General features: G+C 44.5%; 14 protein-coding genes and 1 tRNA gene. 11 read left to right on the forward strand and 4 right to left on the reverse strand.

The window, feature by feature from the left end; all coding sequences use genetic code 11:
* Nucleotides 1–157 precede the first annotated feature (157 nt).
* Nucleotides 158–1,339: an acetyl-CoA C-acetyltransferase gene (locus A31E_RS08890; RefSeq protein ID WP_000656046.1), complete on the reverse strand. Its 1,182-nt coding sequence runs from the start codon at nucleotides 1,337–1,339 to the stop codon at nucleotides 158–160.
* Nucleotides 1,340–1,594: 255 nt separating this feature from the next.
* On the opposite strand from A31E_RS08890, the gene A31E_RS08885 reads away from it, so the two are divergent.
* The 5 genes from A31E_RS08885 to A31E_RS08865 all read left to right on the forward strand — a co-directional run bounded on the left by A31E_RS08885 (nucleotide 1,595) and on the right by A31E_RS08865 (nucleotide 7,615).
* Entirely contained in the window at nucleotides 1,595–2,824 is a 1,230-nt protein-coding gene (locus A31E_RS08885; RefSeq protein ID WP_016249152.1) for an amino acid permease, read from the forward strand.
* A 458-nt stretch (nucleotides 2,825–3,282) separates the two neighbouring features.
* Nucleotides 3,283–3,915: a helix-turn-helix transcriptional regulator gene (locus A31E_RS08880; RefSeq protein WP_001517001.1), complete on the forward strand. Its 633-nt coding sequence runs from the start codon at nucleotides 3,283–3,285 to the stop codon at nucleotides 3,913–3,915.
* Nucleotides 3,916–4,259: 344 nt separating this feature from the next.
* Nucleotides 4,260–5,075, forward strand: a complete 816-nt coding sequence (locus A31E_RS08875) for a winged helix-turn-helix domain-containing protein (protein ID WP_010378573.1) — start codon at nucleotides 4,260–4,262, stop codon at nucleotides 5,073–5,075.
* Entirely contained in the window at nucleotides 5,062–5,544 is a 483-nt protein-coding gene (locus A31E_RS08870; protein WP_001517003.1) for a hypothetical protein, read from the forward strand. Before A31E_RS08875 ends, A31E_RS08870 begins: the two co-directional genes overlap by 14 nt.
* Nucleotides 5,545–6,208: 664 nt before the next feature.
* Nucleotides 6,209–7,615 carry a winged helix-turn-helix domain-containing protein gene (locus A31E_RS08865; protein ID WP_016249153.1) on the forward strand — a complete coding sequence of 469 codons (1,407 nt, stop codon included), beginning with the start codon at nucleotides 6,209–6,211 and terminating at the stop codon, nucleotides 7,613–7,615.
* Between the two features lie 39 nt (nucleotides 7,616–7,654).
* On the opposite strand, the gene A31E_RS08860 is transcribed toward A31E_RS08865, so the two are convergent.
* Both A31E_RS08860 and actS read right to left on the reverse strand, forming a co-directional pair.
* A tRNA-Gly gene (locus tag A31E_RS08860) sits at nucleotides 7,655–7,728 on the reverse strand.
* Between the two features lie 78 nt (nucleotides 7,729–7,806).
* Nucleotides 7,807–8,562 carry an amidase activator ActS gene (gene actS / locus A31E_RS08855; protein ID WP_001517011.1) on the reverse strand — a complete coding sequence of 252 codons (756 nt, stop codon included), beginning with the start codon at nucleotides 8,560–8,562 and terminating at the stop codon, nucleotides 7,807–7,809.
* 388 nt (nucleotides 8,563–8,950) lie between these two features.
* Between actS and xdhA the strand changes: the two genes are divergently transcribed.
* Genes xdhA through xdhC form a run of 3 tightly spaced genes read left to right on the forward strand, consistent with a single transcriptional unit; the run spans nucleotide 8,951 to nucleotide 12,613 of the window.
* Nucleotides 8,951–11,248 (forward strand): xanthine dehydrogenase molybdenum-binding subunit XdhA, encoded by a 2,298-nt coding sequence (xdhA, locus tag A31E_RS08850; protein ID WP_016249154.1) that lies wholly within the window; start codon nucleotides 8,951–8,953, stop codon nucleotides 11,246–11,248.
* A 10-nt stretch (nucleotides 11,249–11,258) separates the two neighbouring features.
* On the forward strand, nucleotides 11,259–12,137 hold the full coding sequence (xdhB, locus tag A31E_RS08845; RefSeq protein WP_016249155.1) for a xanthine dehydrogenase FAD-binding subunit XdhB: 879 nt from the start codon (nucleotides 11,259–11,261) through the stop codon (nucleotides 12,135–12,137).
* Entirely contained in the window at nucleotides 12,134–12,613 is a 480-nt protein-coding gene (gene xdhC / locus A31E_RS08840) for a xanthine dehydrogenase iron sulfur-binding subunit XdhC (protein WP_001016641.1), read from the forward strand. Before xdhB ends, xdhC begins: the two co-directional genes overlap by 4 nt.
* A gap of 39 nt (nucleotides 12,614–12,652) precedes the next feature.
* Here the strand turns inward: xdhC and A31E_RS08835 are convergent, their stop codons facing one another.
* The gene (locus A31E_RS08835; protein WP_001517013.1) at nucleotides 12,653–14,431 is read right to left on the reverse strand and encodes a sigma-54 interaction domain-containing protein; all 1,779 of its coding nucleotides are present in this window, start codon (nucleotides 14,429–14,431) and stop codon (nucleotides 12,653–12,655) included.
* 478 nt (nucleotides 14,432–14,909) lie between these two features.
* On the opposite strand from A31E_RS08835, the gene ygeW reads away from it, so the two are divergent.
* The 3 genes from ygeW to A31E_RS08820 are packed head-to-tail and all read left to right on the forward strand — an operon-like array spanning nucleotide 14,910 to nucleotide 18,621.
* Entirely contained in the window at nucleotides 14,910–16,097 is a 1,188-nt protein-coding gene (ygeW, locus tag A31E_RS08830; RefSeq protein ID WP_001360948.1) for a knotted carbamoyltransferase YgeW, read from the forward strand.
* 57 nt (nucleotides 16,098–16,154) lie between these two features.
* Nucleotides 16,155–17,351, forward strand: coding sequence for a diaminopropionate ammonia-lyase (gene dpaL / locus A31E_RS08825; protein ID WP_000110506.1), 1,197 nt, complete (start codon nucleotides 16,155–16,157; stop codon nucleotides 17,349–17,351).
* A gap of 58 nt (nucleotides 17,352–17,409) precedes the next feature.
* Nucleotides 17,410–18,621 carry a YgeY family selenium metabolism-linked hydrolase gene (locus A31E_RS08820; protein WP_001107131.1) on the forward strand — a complete coding sequence of 404 codons (1,212 nt, stop codon included), beginning with the start codon at nucleotides 17,410–17,412 and terminating at the stop codon, nucleotides 18,619–18,621.
* Nucleotides 18,622–18,644 lie beyond the last annotated feature (23 nt).

Below are 18,644 nucleotides of genomic sequence, written 5' to 3' on the forward strand. Positions count from 1 at the left end.
CGGAAAAGGATTGAAAAAAGTGTAGTACCGATCACGAATCAGCCAGGTAGAAGGAGAAAAGTCAGGTTTTATATGAAATGTGCATAGCGGTGCCAGCCATCATCATAAAGCAGATTGATGGCGGCAGATGTTTAACGGATAAGGAAGAAATACAGATCTAATCGTCACGCTCAATAGTTAATGCCACCCCCTGACCACCACCAATGCAGAGTGTAGCCAATCCTTTACGAGCGTTGCGTTTCACCATTTCATGAACCAAAGAAACTAAAATGCGGCACCCGGAGGCACCAATCGGGTGACCCAACGCAATCGCGCCCCCATTGACATTGACCCGGCGTTCATCCCACTCGAGCATCTTGCCAACAGAAAGCGCCTGCGCGGCAAATGCTTCATTAGCCTCAATAAGATCGATATCGGCCAGTTGCCAGCCAACACGCTCCAGGCAACGGCGGGTTGCATACACCGGGGCAATGCCCATCAGTGCAGGATCGACACCAACGCTGGCAAAGGCGCGAATACGTGCGAGCACGGGTAAATTCAACGCTCGCGCTTTGGCTTCGCTCATCATCATTACCGCAGCAGCACCATCATTGATGGATGAGGCATTTCCCGCAGTAACAGAGCCGTGGCTATCAAATGACGGATTTAAACTGGCTAGCCCTTCTGCACTGGCATCAGTACGCGGCTGTTCATCGGTATCAACGATCAATAACTGCCCGTTGCTTTGCGTTCTGACCGGGACGATCTCATCTTTGAATCGTCCGGCGTCAATGGCCGCCCGCGCTTTTTGCTGCGAACTAAGTGCGTAGGCATCTTGTAACTGGCGGCTGATACCATATTCGCGCGCCAGATTTTCGGCGGTGACACCAATATGGTAATCATTGAATGCATCCCACAAGCCGTCATGCACCAGGCTATCAACCAATTGGCTATCGCCAAGCTGTGCTCCGGTGCGGCTATCAGTCAAAACATGCGGCGCGCGACTCATATTTTCCTGGCCACCGGCAATAACAATATCAGCCTCACCACACTGGATCGCCTGAGTGGCGAGATGCAAAGCTTTTAGTCCGGAACCACAAACATCATTAATGGTAATTGCCGAAACGCTGTTGGGAAGACCACCTTTAATCGCTGATTGCCGTGCTGGATTCTGCCCTGCCCCGGCGGTCAGAACCTGTCCCAGAATCACCTCATCTACCGCATGTGCTGCAACACCAGTGCGATCTAATAATGCTTTCACGACCAGGCTGCCTAATTCCACGGCGGAATGGCCTGCCAATGCTCCACGAAAGCAACCGATAGGTGTTCGTAACGCCCCGACAATCACAACGTCTTTCATCACAACCTCGCACCAATTAACCGCGTAATAGTAAATGATTGTTAACAACAATTATCTTAAATGTTTAAAAATAGTGATTTTTATCACAAAGGAAATTCGTCGGAATGAGGGATGGAGATACCAGGCTGGCACGCAAGGTTTGCATCTACTAACACACCAATCCACGGTTGATATAGCGTTAATCTCCCATGTCTGGCCTGGTTTATGGTAAATTGCCCTCCATTTTGTTTAATTTGTAGATGATACGTTCAAATAATGTCTAAGATTTGGTCAAAAGAAGAAACTCTCTGGAGCTTCGCACTCTACGGCACTGCCGTTGGCGCAGGCACACTCTTCCTTCCTATTCAGTTAGGTTCAGCGGGAGCGGTGGTCCTGTTTATTACTGCACTGGTCGCCTGGCCTTTAACATATTGGCCACATAAGGCCTTGTGCCAGTTCATCCTTTCTTCAAAAACATCAGCAGGCGAAGGGATCACTGGCGCGGTAACTCACTACTATGGCAAGAAGATTGGTAATCTGATTACCACTCTGTACTTCATTGCTTTTTTTGTCGTCGTGTTGATATATGCAGTGGCAATCACCAACTCACTCACTGAACAACTGGCGAAGCATATGGCCATTGATCTACGCATCCGTATGCTGGTGAGTCTTGGTGTTGTGTTGATCCTGAATCTCATTTTTCTGATGGGACGCCATGCCACAATTCGGGTAATGGGATTTTTGGTTTTCCCGCTGATTGCCTACTTTTTATTTCTTTCCATCTACCTGGTCGGTAGCTGGCAGCCTTCTTTATTAACAACCCAGGTAGAGTTCAATCAGAATACCCTTCACCAGATATGGATATCGATTCCCGTGATGGTTTTCGCCTTTAGCCATACACCGATTATTTCTACGTTTGCCATCGACAGACGTGAAAAATACGGCGAACACGCTATGGATAAATGCAAAAAAATTATGAAGGTCGCTTATCTCATCATCTGCGTGAGCGTGCTATTCTTTGTCTTTAGCTGCCTATTATCAATTCCACCTTCATATATTGAAACGGCAAAAGAGGAAGGCGTCACCATTTTATCGGCACTGTCTATGTTGCCAAATGCCCCTGCATGGTTGTCAATTTCTGGGATTATTGTCGCGGTAGTTGCAATGTCTAAATCATTTTTAGGCACCTACTTTGGCGTTATTGAAGGTGCGACGGAATTAGTCAAAACAACGTTACAGCAGGTAGGGGTTAAAAAAAGCCGTGCATTTAACCGCGCACTGTCAATTATGTTGGTATCACTGATTACTTTCATCGTCTGCTGCATCAACCCTAACGCAATTTCGATGATCTACGCAATCAGCGGTCCGCTCATTGCCATGATTCTTTTTATCATGCCTACACTGTCTACGTATCTCATCCCTACGCTTAAACCCTGGCGTTCCATCGGAAATCTAATTACGTTGATCGTGGGTATTTTGTGCGTTTCGGTAATGTTCTTTAGTTAATCTCTGAGGTGAATGGTTCAAAATAGTCATAATTTTGAACCATTCCAATTCTTACAATGCCTGCCCACCATTAATCCTCCCTCTGACTATTCATAGCATAAACAAGCATTATCAAGCTGTTATCATCAGTAAAAATCTGAACATCTTAAATAAGACTATTTAAGATGCTTCACTTAGATTTACAAGATATCTTCTGGTTATTCGAAAACAATTTGCAGTATAGATATTCCTAATGCATTAGGTAGTTATCTGATTTGCAATAAAGCCAATATGGTTAACCAAGTGAAATCAAACCATATTTAAAACTTAACGACGTATTCTTAAATAGTTTATTGAGAATAATATCAAATACAGATTAAACGCAAATTTCTATTAAAAGCTTATTAAATCAGAGTGTATTGACATCATCAATAACCAATGAAATTATGCGATTATCTATGAATAGGGAGGTTATTAACATGAGACTTTGTAGTAGATATAAAAGTCTTACATGCAATAGTTGCTCAATGCATTGTCAAATAATGCCAGAAAAGTCACCACGTTTGCAGTATTGTGCAAACGCATGCTTTTGTATGTGGCCCGAAGATAGTTCGTATTTTAATCGTGGTGTGGTTGAAGGCATATTAAGTAAAAACCATAACGCACGATTAAGCGGATACATTTTTGTAGATTTTTCAGTAAGTTTTTTACGTCTTTTTTTAGATAAAGACTGGATTGACTATCTTACGAGTACTGATATGGGAATTGTATTGGTAAGCGACAGGAATATGCAATCTCTTGCTAATTACTGGAGAAAACATAACCCAGCAATATCAGCCATTATATATAATGATGATGGACTGGATGTTGCTAACGAAAAGATCAGACAGTTGTTTATCGGTCGTTATCTGTCGTTTACCAGAGGCAATACGTTAACTCAAATGGAGTTCACCATAATGGGGCATATGGTCTCTGGCTATAATCCATATCAGATTGCAGAAACACTCAACATGGATATCCGTAGCATCTACGCCTACAAGCAAAGAATTGAAAAAAGGATGGGTGGTAAAATTAACGAATTGTTTATACGTTCAAACTCAGTTCAGCATTGAAACGTAACTATCAATAATCATAATTATTGTATATACGGGCATTTATAAAGATGCCCGTATTTTATATCACGCACTTTTAACGCCATTTGTTAAATATTTAGTTTAATCATGTAAGTTTTGTGTGTTATCTCAAAAGATGAAGAGACATCATGAGAGAAAAATCATAAAAACGTCGTTACAACTGTTAAATTTGTTAATATATATAGAATTTTAAGTTGCATTAACATATTGCAATCATGATTATCGGAATGAATATAAAATTAATATATATTTATTAGATAAATACTAATATACTTATCAAACTATTTAATTTCAATTTTCTTGATGCCGTATTTTATTGACGTATGTACTGGATTATTAACAATAATATTGAGTTCTGGCCGGAACACAGGAAATTAATTTCGGTACATGACGCCGAGCTGAACGTCGTTCTGACAACGCCAGCAAGCAGGTGTTTATCGTTGCTACTTGAAGCTTTTCCAGATGTGGTCGCCCAACAAGATTTTTTCTCCAGAGTCTGGGAAGAAGAAGGTATGCGTGTACCGGTCAACACGTTATACCAAAACATATCGATTATCAGACGCGGATTTCGTGCGGTTGGTGAGACTACGCATTCGCTTATTGCAACCGTGCCGAGAAAAGGGTTCAAGATCAATAATGATATAAACATAGGAAGTCATACCCTCCCCTCTTCAGTAGATGTTCAAAAGAACAATTCTCCTCACAGCCTGAACGTTACAGATGAGCTTAGAGACATAAATGTTGCTCCAGATAATCATGTCAGGAACATACTCTGGCGCTCTAAATTTTATTTACCAATGTTAAGTGCGTTTGGTGTAGGTTTGCTTACCGCATTTTTACTATGGAATAATAGTCAACCCAGATCATTTTTCAAAGATTACAGAACTGTTGCACAAATAAATGGTTGTCATTTTAATGTTGCAGAAGATAGCATCGATGGTTTGAAAGATTTCGATAAATATAAGAACCGTATATTAGGGTCAGGAATTGACTGTAAAAAATATCCGTGGCTATATTTTTCACTCTCCAGGTCGTCTCCGGGTTTGATTGTTATGGCATGCAAAAAAAACTACAGTAATAACGAAGTTGCCGGCTGTTTAACTCTGTCTTATCGTGAGGTTAATCGTGACTCGCTGTAAAAAAGTCCTGCTTATTGTTTTATGCTTTATCAGTGGGTTTATTTTATTCATTGCCTATCATTATTCTAAAGAACAAATCGCATATAATGAAAAATGTACGGCTAATTGGGTTATTTTTAATGACCAGGGACAAGCCAATCTTACTCTTGATTTTATGTATAATAAAAACCAAAAGACTGGAACAGTTGCACTGAGTGGCACATGGAAACAAAACACAAAGGTTTATAAAGCAATTCGACGAGATATTGAATATACATGGAGTGAAAATTATAATACTTTGCATCTCATCTCCAACAAAATAAACAAATTTGATATTATTGATCAAGTTGAGGATGATAAACTTGCACTACTCCTTCCTGATTTTTATGTCTTTTCAGGAAAAATAATAAGCTATAATATACAAAAACAACGTAATCATGGATTTCTTTTTAATATTAGTAATAGAGCAATTATGTACTGTGCAAGATAATATAATATCATTATAGAAACAAAAATGTTAAAAACAACCATTTGAATATTATTGGTACTGAAACACGCCATAATTTTTTGAAATTTATAATTCTGTACATCTAAACTCTTATACATAACTCCCTCGCGCTATAAAAACACCAATAGTACATCCCTCCCCCGCATGACAATTACTTTACATAATATTTTTGTCAGAAAACATCAAAAGCACTCTTTGGCGAAGATGCTACATTATAAAAATAGATGATTTAACGGTGCAAAAAGAAAGCACATATGATTATCTTAACCTATTATATCAAAAACAATAGTTAGCTAATGAATAGAAGTGTTACTCATATTGTTTCTACAAACAGATTGTATCTCGATATATAGATTACCTTTTAGTATTTTATCTTTCTTAAATGAAATTAATGCTCAGTTAAGAAATGAAACACCCAGTTTTTATCTATGTATTTCAATTAGTTATACACATACATGATTAACATGCATTACTTAAGAATATTTCAGATTACATTCAAAGCAATTCTGGATAAATTAATGCCAACAGTCATGGGAATTTTGTATATACAAAGTCATATACAGTTTAATGAAATATATATGAGTATCAGTCATATCTATTACTCATGCAGGACGCAAATAGCCATAAAATTCACAGAGGTTAGCTAATGGATTTAGAAATTAAATTTTCATATCATTTCCCTGATGGGATAATACTGACAGAAGATGGTATTCTTACTAAAGGGAATGAGCAATCTTACATTCCCCCCAAAGAGCTAGGTGTATTATTTGTATTGCTTGAATCTGCTGGCAATGTTGTATCAAAAGATATGATCATCGAATCCGTGTGGAAAAATGTAATTGTAAGTGATGAGTCTCTTACACGTTGTATATATTCATTAAGATGTATTTTTGAACAAATTGGTTATACCCGTTGTATAGAAACCATATATAGAAAAGGTTACCGATTCAGTGGACAAGTATTCAAAATAAAAGGAAATCAATATAATGAAGCAGGAAGCACTATTGCTTTATTCCCATTTACAACGTCTCACAGCCACCAGGATCCATTAACACTTAATCAAGAGCTTATACAGTTCATTTCAAATAAAAAAAACGATAACCTATATATATACCCAATGGCTGCAACCCAGTATTGTATAGATAATAAATCCCAAACAGCTTTTCTGGCCAGATTCAAACCAGATTATTTTATAACAGGAAGGATTAACCAACATGACACATCAAACAGCTTATATGTTGAGGTGATCGATGCAAAAAGTTTTTATCTTGTTGCCAGCACTCATCTTCAGGCTGATGATATACAAAAAATATCACAATTTATAATAAGTAACTTGTATATGGTCATGAAGGATCCTGAAACTGCACCAGGATTGATTAGCCAAAACGAATCATCTAATGAGCATGTTTTATCCAAAGAAATGTCTGCTGGGAAAAATGCACTAAATGAGTTCACACCAGAAAGCATTGTCAAAGCAATAACTATATTTGAAAACCTGATAAAAAAATACAATACTCAGTTACTAATAAATGAATGCTATTGTCTGTTAGCTGAATGCCATATGTCTCTGGCTCTTCATGGTATATATGAACATAAACATGCTACTCAAAAGGCATTAGAATTTATAGATAAGGTATCAGATAAAGCTATTTTTGATGGTAAGATATTAGGAATTATGGGGTTGATAACTGGTCTTTCTGGACAAGCAACAACATCACGTATTTTTTTTGATCATGCACAAATAAAAATATTAGATGTCGCTTCCCTATACTACTATAAGTCACTGGTAAACATATATAATGAAAGAATTGAGGATGCAATCTCTTGTATAGAACAATCACTGTTACTTGAACCAAAAATACATAAAACTGCGATAATAAAAAAATCCATTGATGCATATGTCTCTACAATGCAGAATAAAAAAAGCGTACTCTCTTATCACGGCACTGAGAAAGAACACCATTTAGCTATTATTAACAACATCCAAAAACTAAGGCAATTGACAAATTATAACAATACTATCGATTTTAATAATCAATATGCGGTAGCTTGATGCGTTATAAAGAAATAGTATATGAGGGCGTAAAAAAACTGGAGCGGGCGAAGGGAATCGAACCCTCGTATAGAGCTTGGGAAGCTCTCGTTCTACCATTGAACTACGCCCGCTTTGAGATGCGTAAGGCATTATAAACCTTACGCTCTTCTTAGCAAGTGTCTTGCTACTGACTGCTGATTAATTCACCATCAACACTTTGGTTTGCTGCCCTGTGGCGGCAAGTAGCGCAAAGGATCAATTGCCGTAGCACGGTAACGAATCTGGAAATGTAACCGCACGGATTCTGCATCAGTACTGCCCATCGTCGCTATCTTTTGCCCAGCCTTAACGCTTTGCCCATTGTTTACCAGCATCGTGTCGTTATGAGCGTAGGCTGTGATGTAATCTTCACTGTGTTTAATCATGATGAGATTACCGTAGCCGCGTAATTGGTTACCGACATACACCACCTTACCGGCACCGGCTGCGTATATTGGCGTCCCGCGCGCTGCAGCAATATCAATCCCTTTATTGCCGCCATCTGCCATTGAGTAAGGCATGATAACTTTTCCACTCGTTGGCCATAACCAGCAACGTTGTCCAACAGGAGGCCATGAAGATTTCGGAACCACTGGCGGCGGCGTTACTGACGCTGTTTTCGTCGTTGATTTGGCGGTATATTTCCGCGAACTGCGGTTGCTTTTTGCCCCACCAAGTTTCAACTTTTGGCCTACTTCGATGGTATAGGGGGGAGAAATGCCGTTGAGCCGGGCAAGTTCTTTTACGCTTGTTCCCGTGGTGCGTGAAATACGATAAAGCGTATCCCCCCGTTTCACGGTGTAAACGGAGCCGGAATACGTTCCTGTGTCTGATGATTTGCTACCCGAACAGCCCGCCAGAAGCAGTCCAGCCGATAACAGCATCACGATACCCAGCATTTTTTTATTCGGGCGTCCTGCGCTCAAAATCTTTCCTCGCTCAAAAAACAAGACGCTATATCATAGCAGTCACCTGTCAGATACCCAATCCATTGCTCGGAAAATGGATGTACAAATCAAGAATTGTTAATGAATCTATTAGGATAGGATAACCACCATTAGTACATCATAACGAAAAAGAAAGCATCATGACTGCCTCCTAATATTCATTTATCACAATGATTTTTATCACACTCATATTGATACACAGCACTCTCTTGCTTTGCTGATAAAAACCACATCATCCCTGGCGTTTTATTAACAACATCACACTTCCCCCCTCCCCTCATGCTTATAGTCGTTTCTGGCGTAATTCTTGCCTTCAAAGACTAAATCATTGCCATAAGAACCAAATGTTCAAATCAAGGGGATTTCTATGGAAGCGCGGGAAGCAACCGCTACAGGTGAATCATGTATGCGCGTAGATGCCATTGCTAAGGTTACCGGGCGGGCACGATATACTGACGATTATGTTATGGCGGGCATGTGTTACGCGAAATATGTACGTAGTCCTATCGCACATGGTTATGCCGTAAGTATTAATGATGAACAAGCCAGAACTCTGCCTGGCGTACTGGCTATTTTTACCTGGGAAGATGTACCGGATATCCCATTCGCCACGGCAGGGCATGCCTGGACACTTGACGAAAATAAACGCGATACCGCCGATCGCGCACTGTTAACTCGCCATGTTCGCCATCATGGTGATGCCGTTGCCATCGTCGTGGCCCGAGATGAACTCACAGCAGAAAAAGCAGCGCAATTAGTCAGTATTGAGTGGCAAGAATTACCCGTTATCACCACACCAGAAGCGGCACTTGCAGAAGACGCCGCTAAAATTCACAGCCGCGGTAATTTGCTTAAGCAAAGCACGATGTCTACGGGCAATGTCCAGCAAACAATCGATGCCGCCGATTACCAGGTGCAGGGACACTATCAGACCCCCGTCATTCAACATTGCCACATGGAAAGTGTGACATCGCTGGCGTGGATGGAGGATGACGCGCGAATTACCATCGTCTCCAGTACGCAGATCCCGCACATTGTTCGCCGCGTTGTCGGTCAGGCGTTGGATATCCCCTGGTCATGCGTGCGAGTAATCAAACCGTTTGTCGGTGGAGGTTTTGGTAATAAACAGGATGTGCTGGAGGAGCCAATGGCGGCATTCCTGACCAGCAAGCTCGGCGGTATTCCGGTGAAAGTTTCCCTTAGTCGTGAAGAGTGTTTCCTGGCGACCCGTACCCGCCACGCTTTTACCATTGACGGGAAAATGGGGGTTAACCACGATGGTACGCTGAAAGGCTATAGTCTGGATGTTCTGTCCAACACGGGTGCTTATGCCTCTCACGGCCATTCCATTGCTTCCGCAGGTGGTAACAAAGTCGCGTATCTTTATCCTCGTTGCGCCTACGCTTACAGCTCAAAGACCTGCTATACCAATCTACCCTCGGCTGGCGCAATGCGTGGTTATGGCGCACCGCAAGTCGTTTTTGCCGTCGAATCAATGCTGGATGACGCCGCTACCGCGTTAGATCTTGACCCGGTAGAAATTCGTTTACGTAATGCCGCCCGTGAAGGCGATGCAAATCCACTCACTGGAAAACGCATTTACAGTGCCGGATTACCTGAGTGTCTGGAAAAAGGGCGGGAAATCTTTGAATGGGAAAAACGACGTGCAGAGTGCCAGAACCTGCAAGGCAATTTGCGCCGCGGCGTTGGCGTTGCCTGTTTTAGCTACACCTCTAACACCTGGCCTGTTGGTGTAGAAATCGCGGGCGCACGCTTGTTGATGAATCAGGATGGAACTATCAACGTGCAAAGCGGCGCTACGGAAATCGGTCAGGGTGCCGACACTGTGTTCTCGCAAATGGTGGCTGAAACCGTGGGTGTTCCGGTCAGCGATGTCCGCGTGATTTCGACACAAGATACCGATATTACGCCATTCGACCCAGGTGCGTTTGCTTCACGCCAGAGCTATGTTGCAGCGCCTGCGTTACGCAGTGCTGCATTGCTATTGAAAGAGAAAATCATCGCTCATGCCGCTGTAATGCTACATCAGTCAGCGATGAATCTGACACTGATAAAAGGCCATATCGCGCTGGTTAAAAGGCCGGAAGAGCCATTGCTGTCGTTAAAAGATCTGGCGATGGATGCTTTTTATCATCCTGAGCGCGGCGGGCAACTTTCTGCTGAAAGCTCGATCAAAACCACCACTAACCCACCGGCATTTGGCTGTACTTTTGTTGATCTGACGGTTGATATTGCGCTGTGTAAAGTGACCATCAATCGCATCCTCAACGTCCATGATTCGGGCCATATTCTTAACCCGCTGCTGGCTGAAGGTCAGGTACACGGCGGAATGGGAATGGGCATTGGCTGGGCGTTATTTGAAGAGATGATTATCGATGCGAAAAGTGGTGTGGTACGTAACCCCAATCTGCTGGATTACAAAATGCCGACCATGCCGGATCTGCCACAACTGGAAAGCGCGTTTGTCGAAATCAATGAACCACAATCCGCATACGGACATAAGTCACTGGGTGAGCCGCCAATAATTCCTGTCGCCGCTGCGATTCGTAACGCGGTGAAAATGGCTACCGGTGTTGCAATCAATACCCTGCCGCTGACGCCAAAACGGTTATACGAAGAGTTCCATCTGGCAGGATTGATTTGAGGATAACATCATGTTTGATTTTGCATCTTACCATCGCGCAACCACCCTTGCCGATGCCATCAACCTGCTGACTCACAATCCGCAGGCCAAACTGCTCGCCGGTGGCACTGACGTGCTGATTCAGCTCCACCATCACAATGACCGTTACCGTCATATTGTTGATATCCACAATCTGGCAGATCTTCGGGGGATTACGCTGGCGGAAGATGGCGCGCTACGAATCGGTTCCGCGACGACCTTTACCCAGTTAATTGAAAATCTATTAACCCAGCGTCATCTCCCGGCGTTATGTGCTGCGGCTTCGTCAATTGCCGGGCCGCAGATCCGTAACGTCGCGACCTACGGTGGAAATATTTGCAACGGTGCCACCAGCGCAGACTCAGCCACGCCAACACTGATATATGACGCGAAGTTGGAGATCCACTCCCCGCGCGGTGTTCGCTTCGTCCCGATTAACGGCTTTCATACCGGGCCGGGCAAGGTTTCCCTTGAGCATGATGAAATCCTTGTCGCATTTCATTTCCCACCGCAACCGAAAGAACATGCAGGTAGCGCGCATTTTAAATATGCCATGCGCGACGCGATGGATATTTCAACCATCGGTTGCGCTGCTCATTGCCGCCTGGACAACGGCAATTTCAGTGAATTACGCCTGGCATTTGGTGTTGCCGCACCAACGCCGATTCGCTGCCAACATGCTGAACAGGCTGCACAAAACGCGCCATTAACTCAGCAAACGCTGGAAGCTATTAGCGAATCAGTCCTACAGGATGTCGCCCCGCGTTCTTCCTGGCGTGCAAGTAAAGAGTTTCGTCTGCATCTCATCCAGACGATGACCAAAAAAGTCATTAGCGAAGCCGTCGCCGCGGCGGGGGGAACATTGCAATGAATCACAGCAAAAGTATTACCATTGAATGTGTCATTAACGGTATGCCTTTTCAGCTTCACGCCGCACCAGGAATGCCACTTTCGGAGATGCTCCGCGAACAAGGACTGCTTAGTGTCAAGCAAGGTTGCTGCGTTGGCGAATGCGGTGCCTGTACAGTACTGGTTGACGGAACGGCAATCGACAGTTGTTTATACCTGGCCGCATGGGCTGAAGGAAAAGAGATCCGCACGCTGGAAGGCGAAGCAAAAGGTGGCAAACTTTCTCATGTTCAACAGGCTTATGCGAAATCCGGCGCAGTGCAGTGTGGCTTTTGTACGCCAGGGCTGATTATGGCCACCACGGCAATGCTGGCGAAACCACGAGAGAAACCATTAACCATTACGGAGATTCGTCGTGGCCTGGCGGGAAATCTCTGTCGCTGCACCGGTTATCAGATGATTGTGAATACAGTACTGGACTGCGAAGAAACGAAGTAAAACGAAATCCGGCCTGAATTCAGGCCGGATTTACCGTGGTTACACGCTTAACAACTCATATTTTTTAATCTTACGATAGAGGGTAGCAATGCCGATACCCAGTTCATCAGCAACTTGCTTCTTGCTGTTATGACGTGAAAGCGCCTCGCGTATCATCTGTTTTTCCATCTCCTCCAGCGCCGTGCCGCCAGTATCATCAAGTGCCAAATGTGCCTCGCAAGCTTCTGGCATCTCACTTTGCTCCATCGCACCGTTATTTACCAGATTGGGTGGCAAAAGCGTGCTGTCAATGACTTCACCAGAAGGAACAACGTTGACCAGATATTCCATCAGATTGCTTAACTCTCGCAGGTTCCCTGGCCAATAATGCTTACGCAGTAACTCCACAACATCGGGAGCAATACCTGGGTAAACCGATCCCAAACGACGGGTATGTAGATGTAAAAAGTAATGCACCAGCAGTTCAATATCTTCCTGACGTTCACGCAGCGGTGGCAAAGTTAAAGGAATGACATTGAGTCGGTAGAAGAGATCTTCGCGAAATTTACCTTCGGCAATGAACTGGGCTAAATTCTGGTTGGTTGCAGAAATGATGCGGATGTCGACCTGTATTGGACTACTGGCACCAATCGGCAGGATTTCACGCGCCTCAATAGCTCGCAGTAATTTAGCCTGCAACATCAATGGCATATCGCCAATTTCATCAAGAAACAACGTGCCTGTATTCGCCGCCTGAATCAACCCTATTTTGCCGTTGGCTGAAGCGCCAGTAAATGCGCCTTTAACATAACCGAACAGCTCACTCTCCAGAAGCTGCTCCGGAATCGCCGCACAGTTGATAGCAATAAATGGTTTGTTCCGCCGTCCACTCAGCTTATGGATTGCGCGAGCCACCACTTCTTTCCCGGTGCCACTTTCACCAACGACCATAACACTGGATGGGCTAGGCGCAATGCGGCTAATGAGTCGTTTTAATTGCCGCATAACCCGGCATTCGCCAACTAATTGTTCAATATGCGGTTCATCAGAGGCATTCGCCACGGAAAAACTGGTATGAGATTGGTGAAATGCCATTAAAAATAACTGTCGGCCCTGTATGTTATGCAACTGACCAATTATCAATTCACTTTTATCATCCCACGAAACGATATGCTGCATATGGCCATGAGTAAAATTACTCTCAAATGTTAATGGCCTGAAACGAACAGGTTTCCCAACCATATTATTTTGAGCAACACCGAGAGTTTTTAATGCAGTCTGGTTAACAAACTGAACACGATTGTCTTCATCAATAACTAATACTCCCTGATCCATATTATCAATCATGGTAGCGAATATTTTACTTATATTATCTCCTGGCCCCTGATCTTCCAGAAGCTTTGAAACAAAAATAGTCGATATATGGCGAACGTAATCTGAAAATTCGCGTAAATTATCACTGATATGTTCTTGTTGCTCATGAGTAACAGCAATCAAACTTATTACCCCGACACAGCGTTCCTGTAGAATAACAGGCGTGCCCAGAAATGCCTTTTCACGACAACTCTCTTTACTGTCGCAACCTTCACAAAGGGGATCGAAGCGAGATTGTGTCACAACCTTTTCGGTTTTGGTTTCGAGGACATAGCGGAGCAAGCGCGAGTTGCCACTCAACTGGCGACCAAGAAATTTCCCATATGCGCCAGTTCCAGCGACGCGGCACAAGTTTTCATCAACGATCTCAACCTCAAGCTGCAAAACGCTGGCTAGCATTCTGGCAAAACGCTGAATTGTTGGTTGAATTTGCATCAATACTGACTGCGTAGAAACAAGCTCCATAGCTTTACCTTCCAGAATCACTTAAAAGTCGATCATTGAAGACGTTGATGGTTCACAGGTCATGACGATATTAACTCAGACAAATATAGCTTTGCTAAAAACATAGGATTTTTATCATTTTCTAATGAAATTATGGAAGTAATATCACATTTCTATATCAATATGAGAATTACAGGAGTGCATTTATCAAACTGACGACGATTTACCTGCCTCTTTATCTTATTTCTGATGCTTAGCAGCAAATAAATAACTGCATAAAAAAAGCCAATCGTTTCCGTATATTTTGATGTTCCATAGCACATCAATAATTTGTGATCAAACCCACACATTATTCGTTAAATTAGCATTTCATAACCATGCAGATAATTCTGGCATGTTTATTGTTAGTTCCTGGTATAGCTGTGAAAACACCAATCACATTGGCATGTCACAGTGAAATAAACCACTTTGCCTGTCATTCCACTATCGGGACTTTATGATGAAAACTGTTAATGAGCTGATTAAGGATATCAATTCGCTGACCTCTCACCTTCACGAGAAAGATTTTTTGTTAACGTGGGAACAGACGCCAGATGAACTGAAACAAGTACTGGACGTTGCCGCAGCGTTAAAAGCACTGCGTGCTGAAAACATCTCGACCAAAGTCTTTAATAGTGGATTAGGTATTTCCGTATTCCGCGACAACTCTACCCGCACCCGTTTTTCTTATGCTTCCGCGCTTAATCTGCTCGGCCTGGCGCAGCAAGATCTTGATGAAGGTAAATCACAAATTGCGCACGGCGAAACCGTTCGTGAAACGGCCAATATGATCTCCTTCTGTGCCGATGCTATCGGTATTCGTGACGATATGTATCTGGGGGCAGGCAACGCCTATATGCGTGAAGTGGGAGCCGCGCTTGACGACGGCTACAAACAGGGCGTACTGCCGCAGCGTCCGGCTTTAGTTAACCTGCAATGCGATATCGACCACCCGACTCAGTCTATGGCCGACCTGGCATGGTTACGTGAACACTTTGGTTCACTGGAAAACCTGAAAGGTAAAAAAATCGCCATGACCTGGGCGTATTCCCCAAGCTACGGTAAACCGCTCTCTGTACCGCAAGGCATTATCGGCCTGATGACTCGCTTCGGTATGGATGTCACCCTGGCTCATCCGGAAGGCTATGACCTGATTCCGGATGTCGTTGAAGTGGCTAAAAACAACGCTAAAGCATCCGGCGGTAGCTTCCGTCAGGTCACCAGCATGGAAGAAGCATTCAAAGACGCAGACATCGTTTATCCGAAGTCATGGGCACCTTATAAAGTGATGGAAGAACGAACTGAACTGCTGCGCGCGAACGATCACGAAGGCTTAAAAGCACTGGAAAAACAGTGCCTGGCACAGAACGCGCAACATAAAGACTGGCATTGCACTGAAGAGATGATGGAACTCACCCGCGACGGTGAAGCCCTGTATATGCACTGTCTGCCAGCCGATATTAGCGGCGTATCCTGCAAAGAAGGTGAAGTCACGGAAGGCGTATTCGAAAAATACCGTATCGCTACCTACAAAGAAGCCAGTTGGAAACCCTATATCATCGCCGCGATGATCCTTTCCCGTAAATATTCCAAACCTGGTGCACTGCTCGAACAACTGCTGAAAGAAGCGCAAGAACGCGTGAAATAACCCCTCGAGCCGATCGGCAGGTCGGCTCTCTATTTCCAGAGGCCAAAAGGATAGGATATGTCCGTTTTCTCATTGAAGGTTGATATCGTCGATAACAAATTTTTCAACGGCGAAACATCACCGCTCTTTTCGCAAAACCAGGCAAAACTGGCGCGCCAGTTTCACCAGAAAATTGCTGGCTATCGCCCAACACCGCTTTGTGCGCTGGACGATCTCGCAACTCTTTTTGGTGTAAAGAAAATTCTCGTTAAGGACGAATCAAAACGCTTCGGTCTGAACGCCTTCAAAATGCTCGGCGGTGCGTACGCTATCGCTCAGTTACTGTGCGAAAAATATCATCTGGATATCGAAACACTGTCATTTGAGCATCTGAAAAATGCCATTGGCGAAAAGATGACCTTCGCCACCACCACCGACGGCAACCACGGGCGCGGTGTTGCCTGGGCTGCTCAACAACTCGGTCAAAACGCGGTGATTTACATGCCGAAAGGTTCTGCTCAGGAGCGTGTAGACGCCATTCTGAACCTCGGCGCCGAGTGCATCGTCACCGACATGAATTATGACGATACCGTCCGCCTGACTATGCAACACGCTCAGCAACACGGCTGGGAAGTCGTACAAGATACCGCCTGGGAAGGCTATACCAAAATCCCAACCTGGATCATGCAGGGCTACGCCACATTAGCGGATGAGGCTGTTGAGCAAATGCGTGAAATGGGCGTTACGCCAACTCACGTCCTGCTGCAGGCTGGCGTCGGCGCAATGGCCGGCGGCGTGCTGGGATATCTGGTGGATGTCTATAGTCCTCAAAATCTGCACAGCATCATTGTTGAACCTGACAAAGCTGACTGTATTTATCGCTCTGGCGTCAAAGGCGACATCGTTAACGTTGGCGGCGATATGGCCACCATCATGGCGGGCCTGGCCTGCGGCGAACCGAATCCGCTGGGTTGGGAAATCTTACGTAACTGTGCCACCCAATTCATCTCCTGCCAGGACAGCGTTGCCGCATTAGGTATGCGCGTGCTAGGTAATCCCTACGGCAACGATCCGCGCATCATCTCCGGTGAATCTGGCGCTGTCGGTTTAGGCGTTCTTGCGGCTGTTCATTATCACCCGCAACGTCAAAGTCTGATGGAAAAACTGGCGCTGAACAAAGATGCCGTGGTGCTGGTTATCAGCACTGAAGGCGACACTGACGTGAAGCACTACCGCGAAGTTGTCTGGGAAGGCAAACACTCTGTAGCACCATAATCACCCTATTGGAAATAGCTCCCCGCCAAACGGGGAGTCAAAAATCTGGAGAAAAATAATGGCTAAGAATATTCCATTCAAACTGATTCTTGAAAAAGCAAAAGATTACCAGGCAGACATGACCCGCTTCCTGCGCGATATGGTTGCGATTCCCAGCGAAAGTTGCGATGAAAAACGCGTAGTGCATCGTATTAAAGAAGAGATGGAAAAAGTAGGTTTCGATAAAGTTGAAATCGACCCGATGGGCAACGTTCTCGGTTATATCGGCCACGGCCCGCGTCTGGTTGCAATGGATGCTCACATCGACACCGTCGGTATTGGCAACATCAAAAACTGGGAATTCGACCCGTACGAAGGTATGGAAACTGATGAACTGATCGGCGGTCGCGGTACTTCTGACCAGGAAGGCGGCATGGCGTCTATGGTTTATGCCGGTAAAATCATCAAAGATCTGGGGCTGGAAGATGAATACACCCTGCTGGTAACGGGGACAGTGCAGGAAGAAGACTGCGACGGTCTGTGCTGGCAGTACATTATTGAACAATCCGGTATTCGTCCGGAATTTGTGGTCAGTACTGAACCGACCGACTGCCAGGTCTACCGTGGTCAACGCGGTCGTATGGAAATCCGTGTTGATGTTCAGGGTGTTAGCTGCCACGGTTCTGCACCAGAACGCGGAGATAACGCCATTTTCAAAATGGGCCCAATTCTTGGCGAATTACAAGAACTGTCCCAACGTCTGGGCTATGACGAATTTCTCGGTAAAGGTACGCTGACCGTTTCCGAAATCTTCTTTACCTCCCCAAGTCGTTGCGCTGTCGCAGACAGTTGCGCAGTTTCTATTGACCGTCGTCTGACCTGGGGCGAAACATGGGAAGGTGCACTGGATGAAATCCGCGCGCTGCCTGCGGTACAGAAAGCCAACGCAGTCGTTTCTATGTACAACTACGACCGTCCGTCCTGGACTGGTCTGGTTTACCCAACCGAATGCTACTTCCCGACCTGGAAAGTAGAAGAAGATCACTTCACCGTTAAAGCGCTGGTGAATGCCTACGAAGGGCTGTTCGGCAAAGCACCGGTCGTTGATAAGTGGACATTCTCAACTAACGGCGTCTCCATCATGGGCCGTCACGGTATTCCGGTTATCGGCTTTGGCCCCGGTAAAGAACCTGAAGCGCACGCGCCAAACGAAAAAACCTGGAAATCTCACCTGGTAACCTGTGCCGCTATGTATGCGGCAATCCCATTAAGCTGGCTGGCAACCGAATAATTATTCATCACTTATTCCCCTCC

It is taken from the genome of Escherichia sp. KTE159 (assembly GCF_000408805.1).
GTDB classification, from domain to species: Bacteria; Pseudomonadota; Gammaproteobacteria; order Enterobacterales; family Enterobacteriaceae; genus Escherichia; species Escherichia marmotae.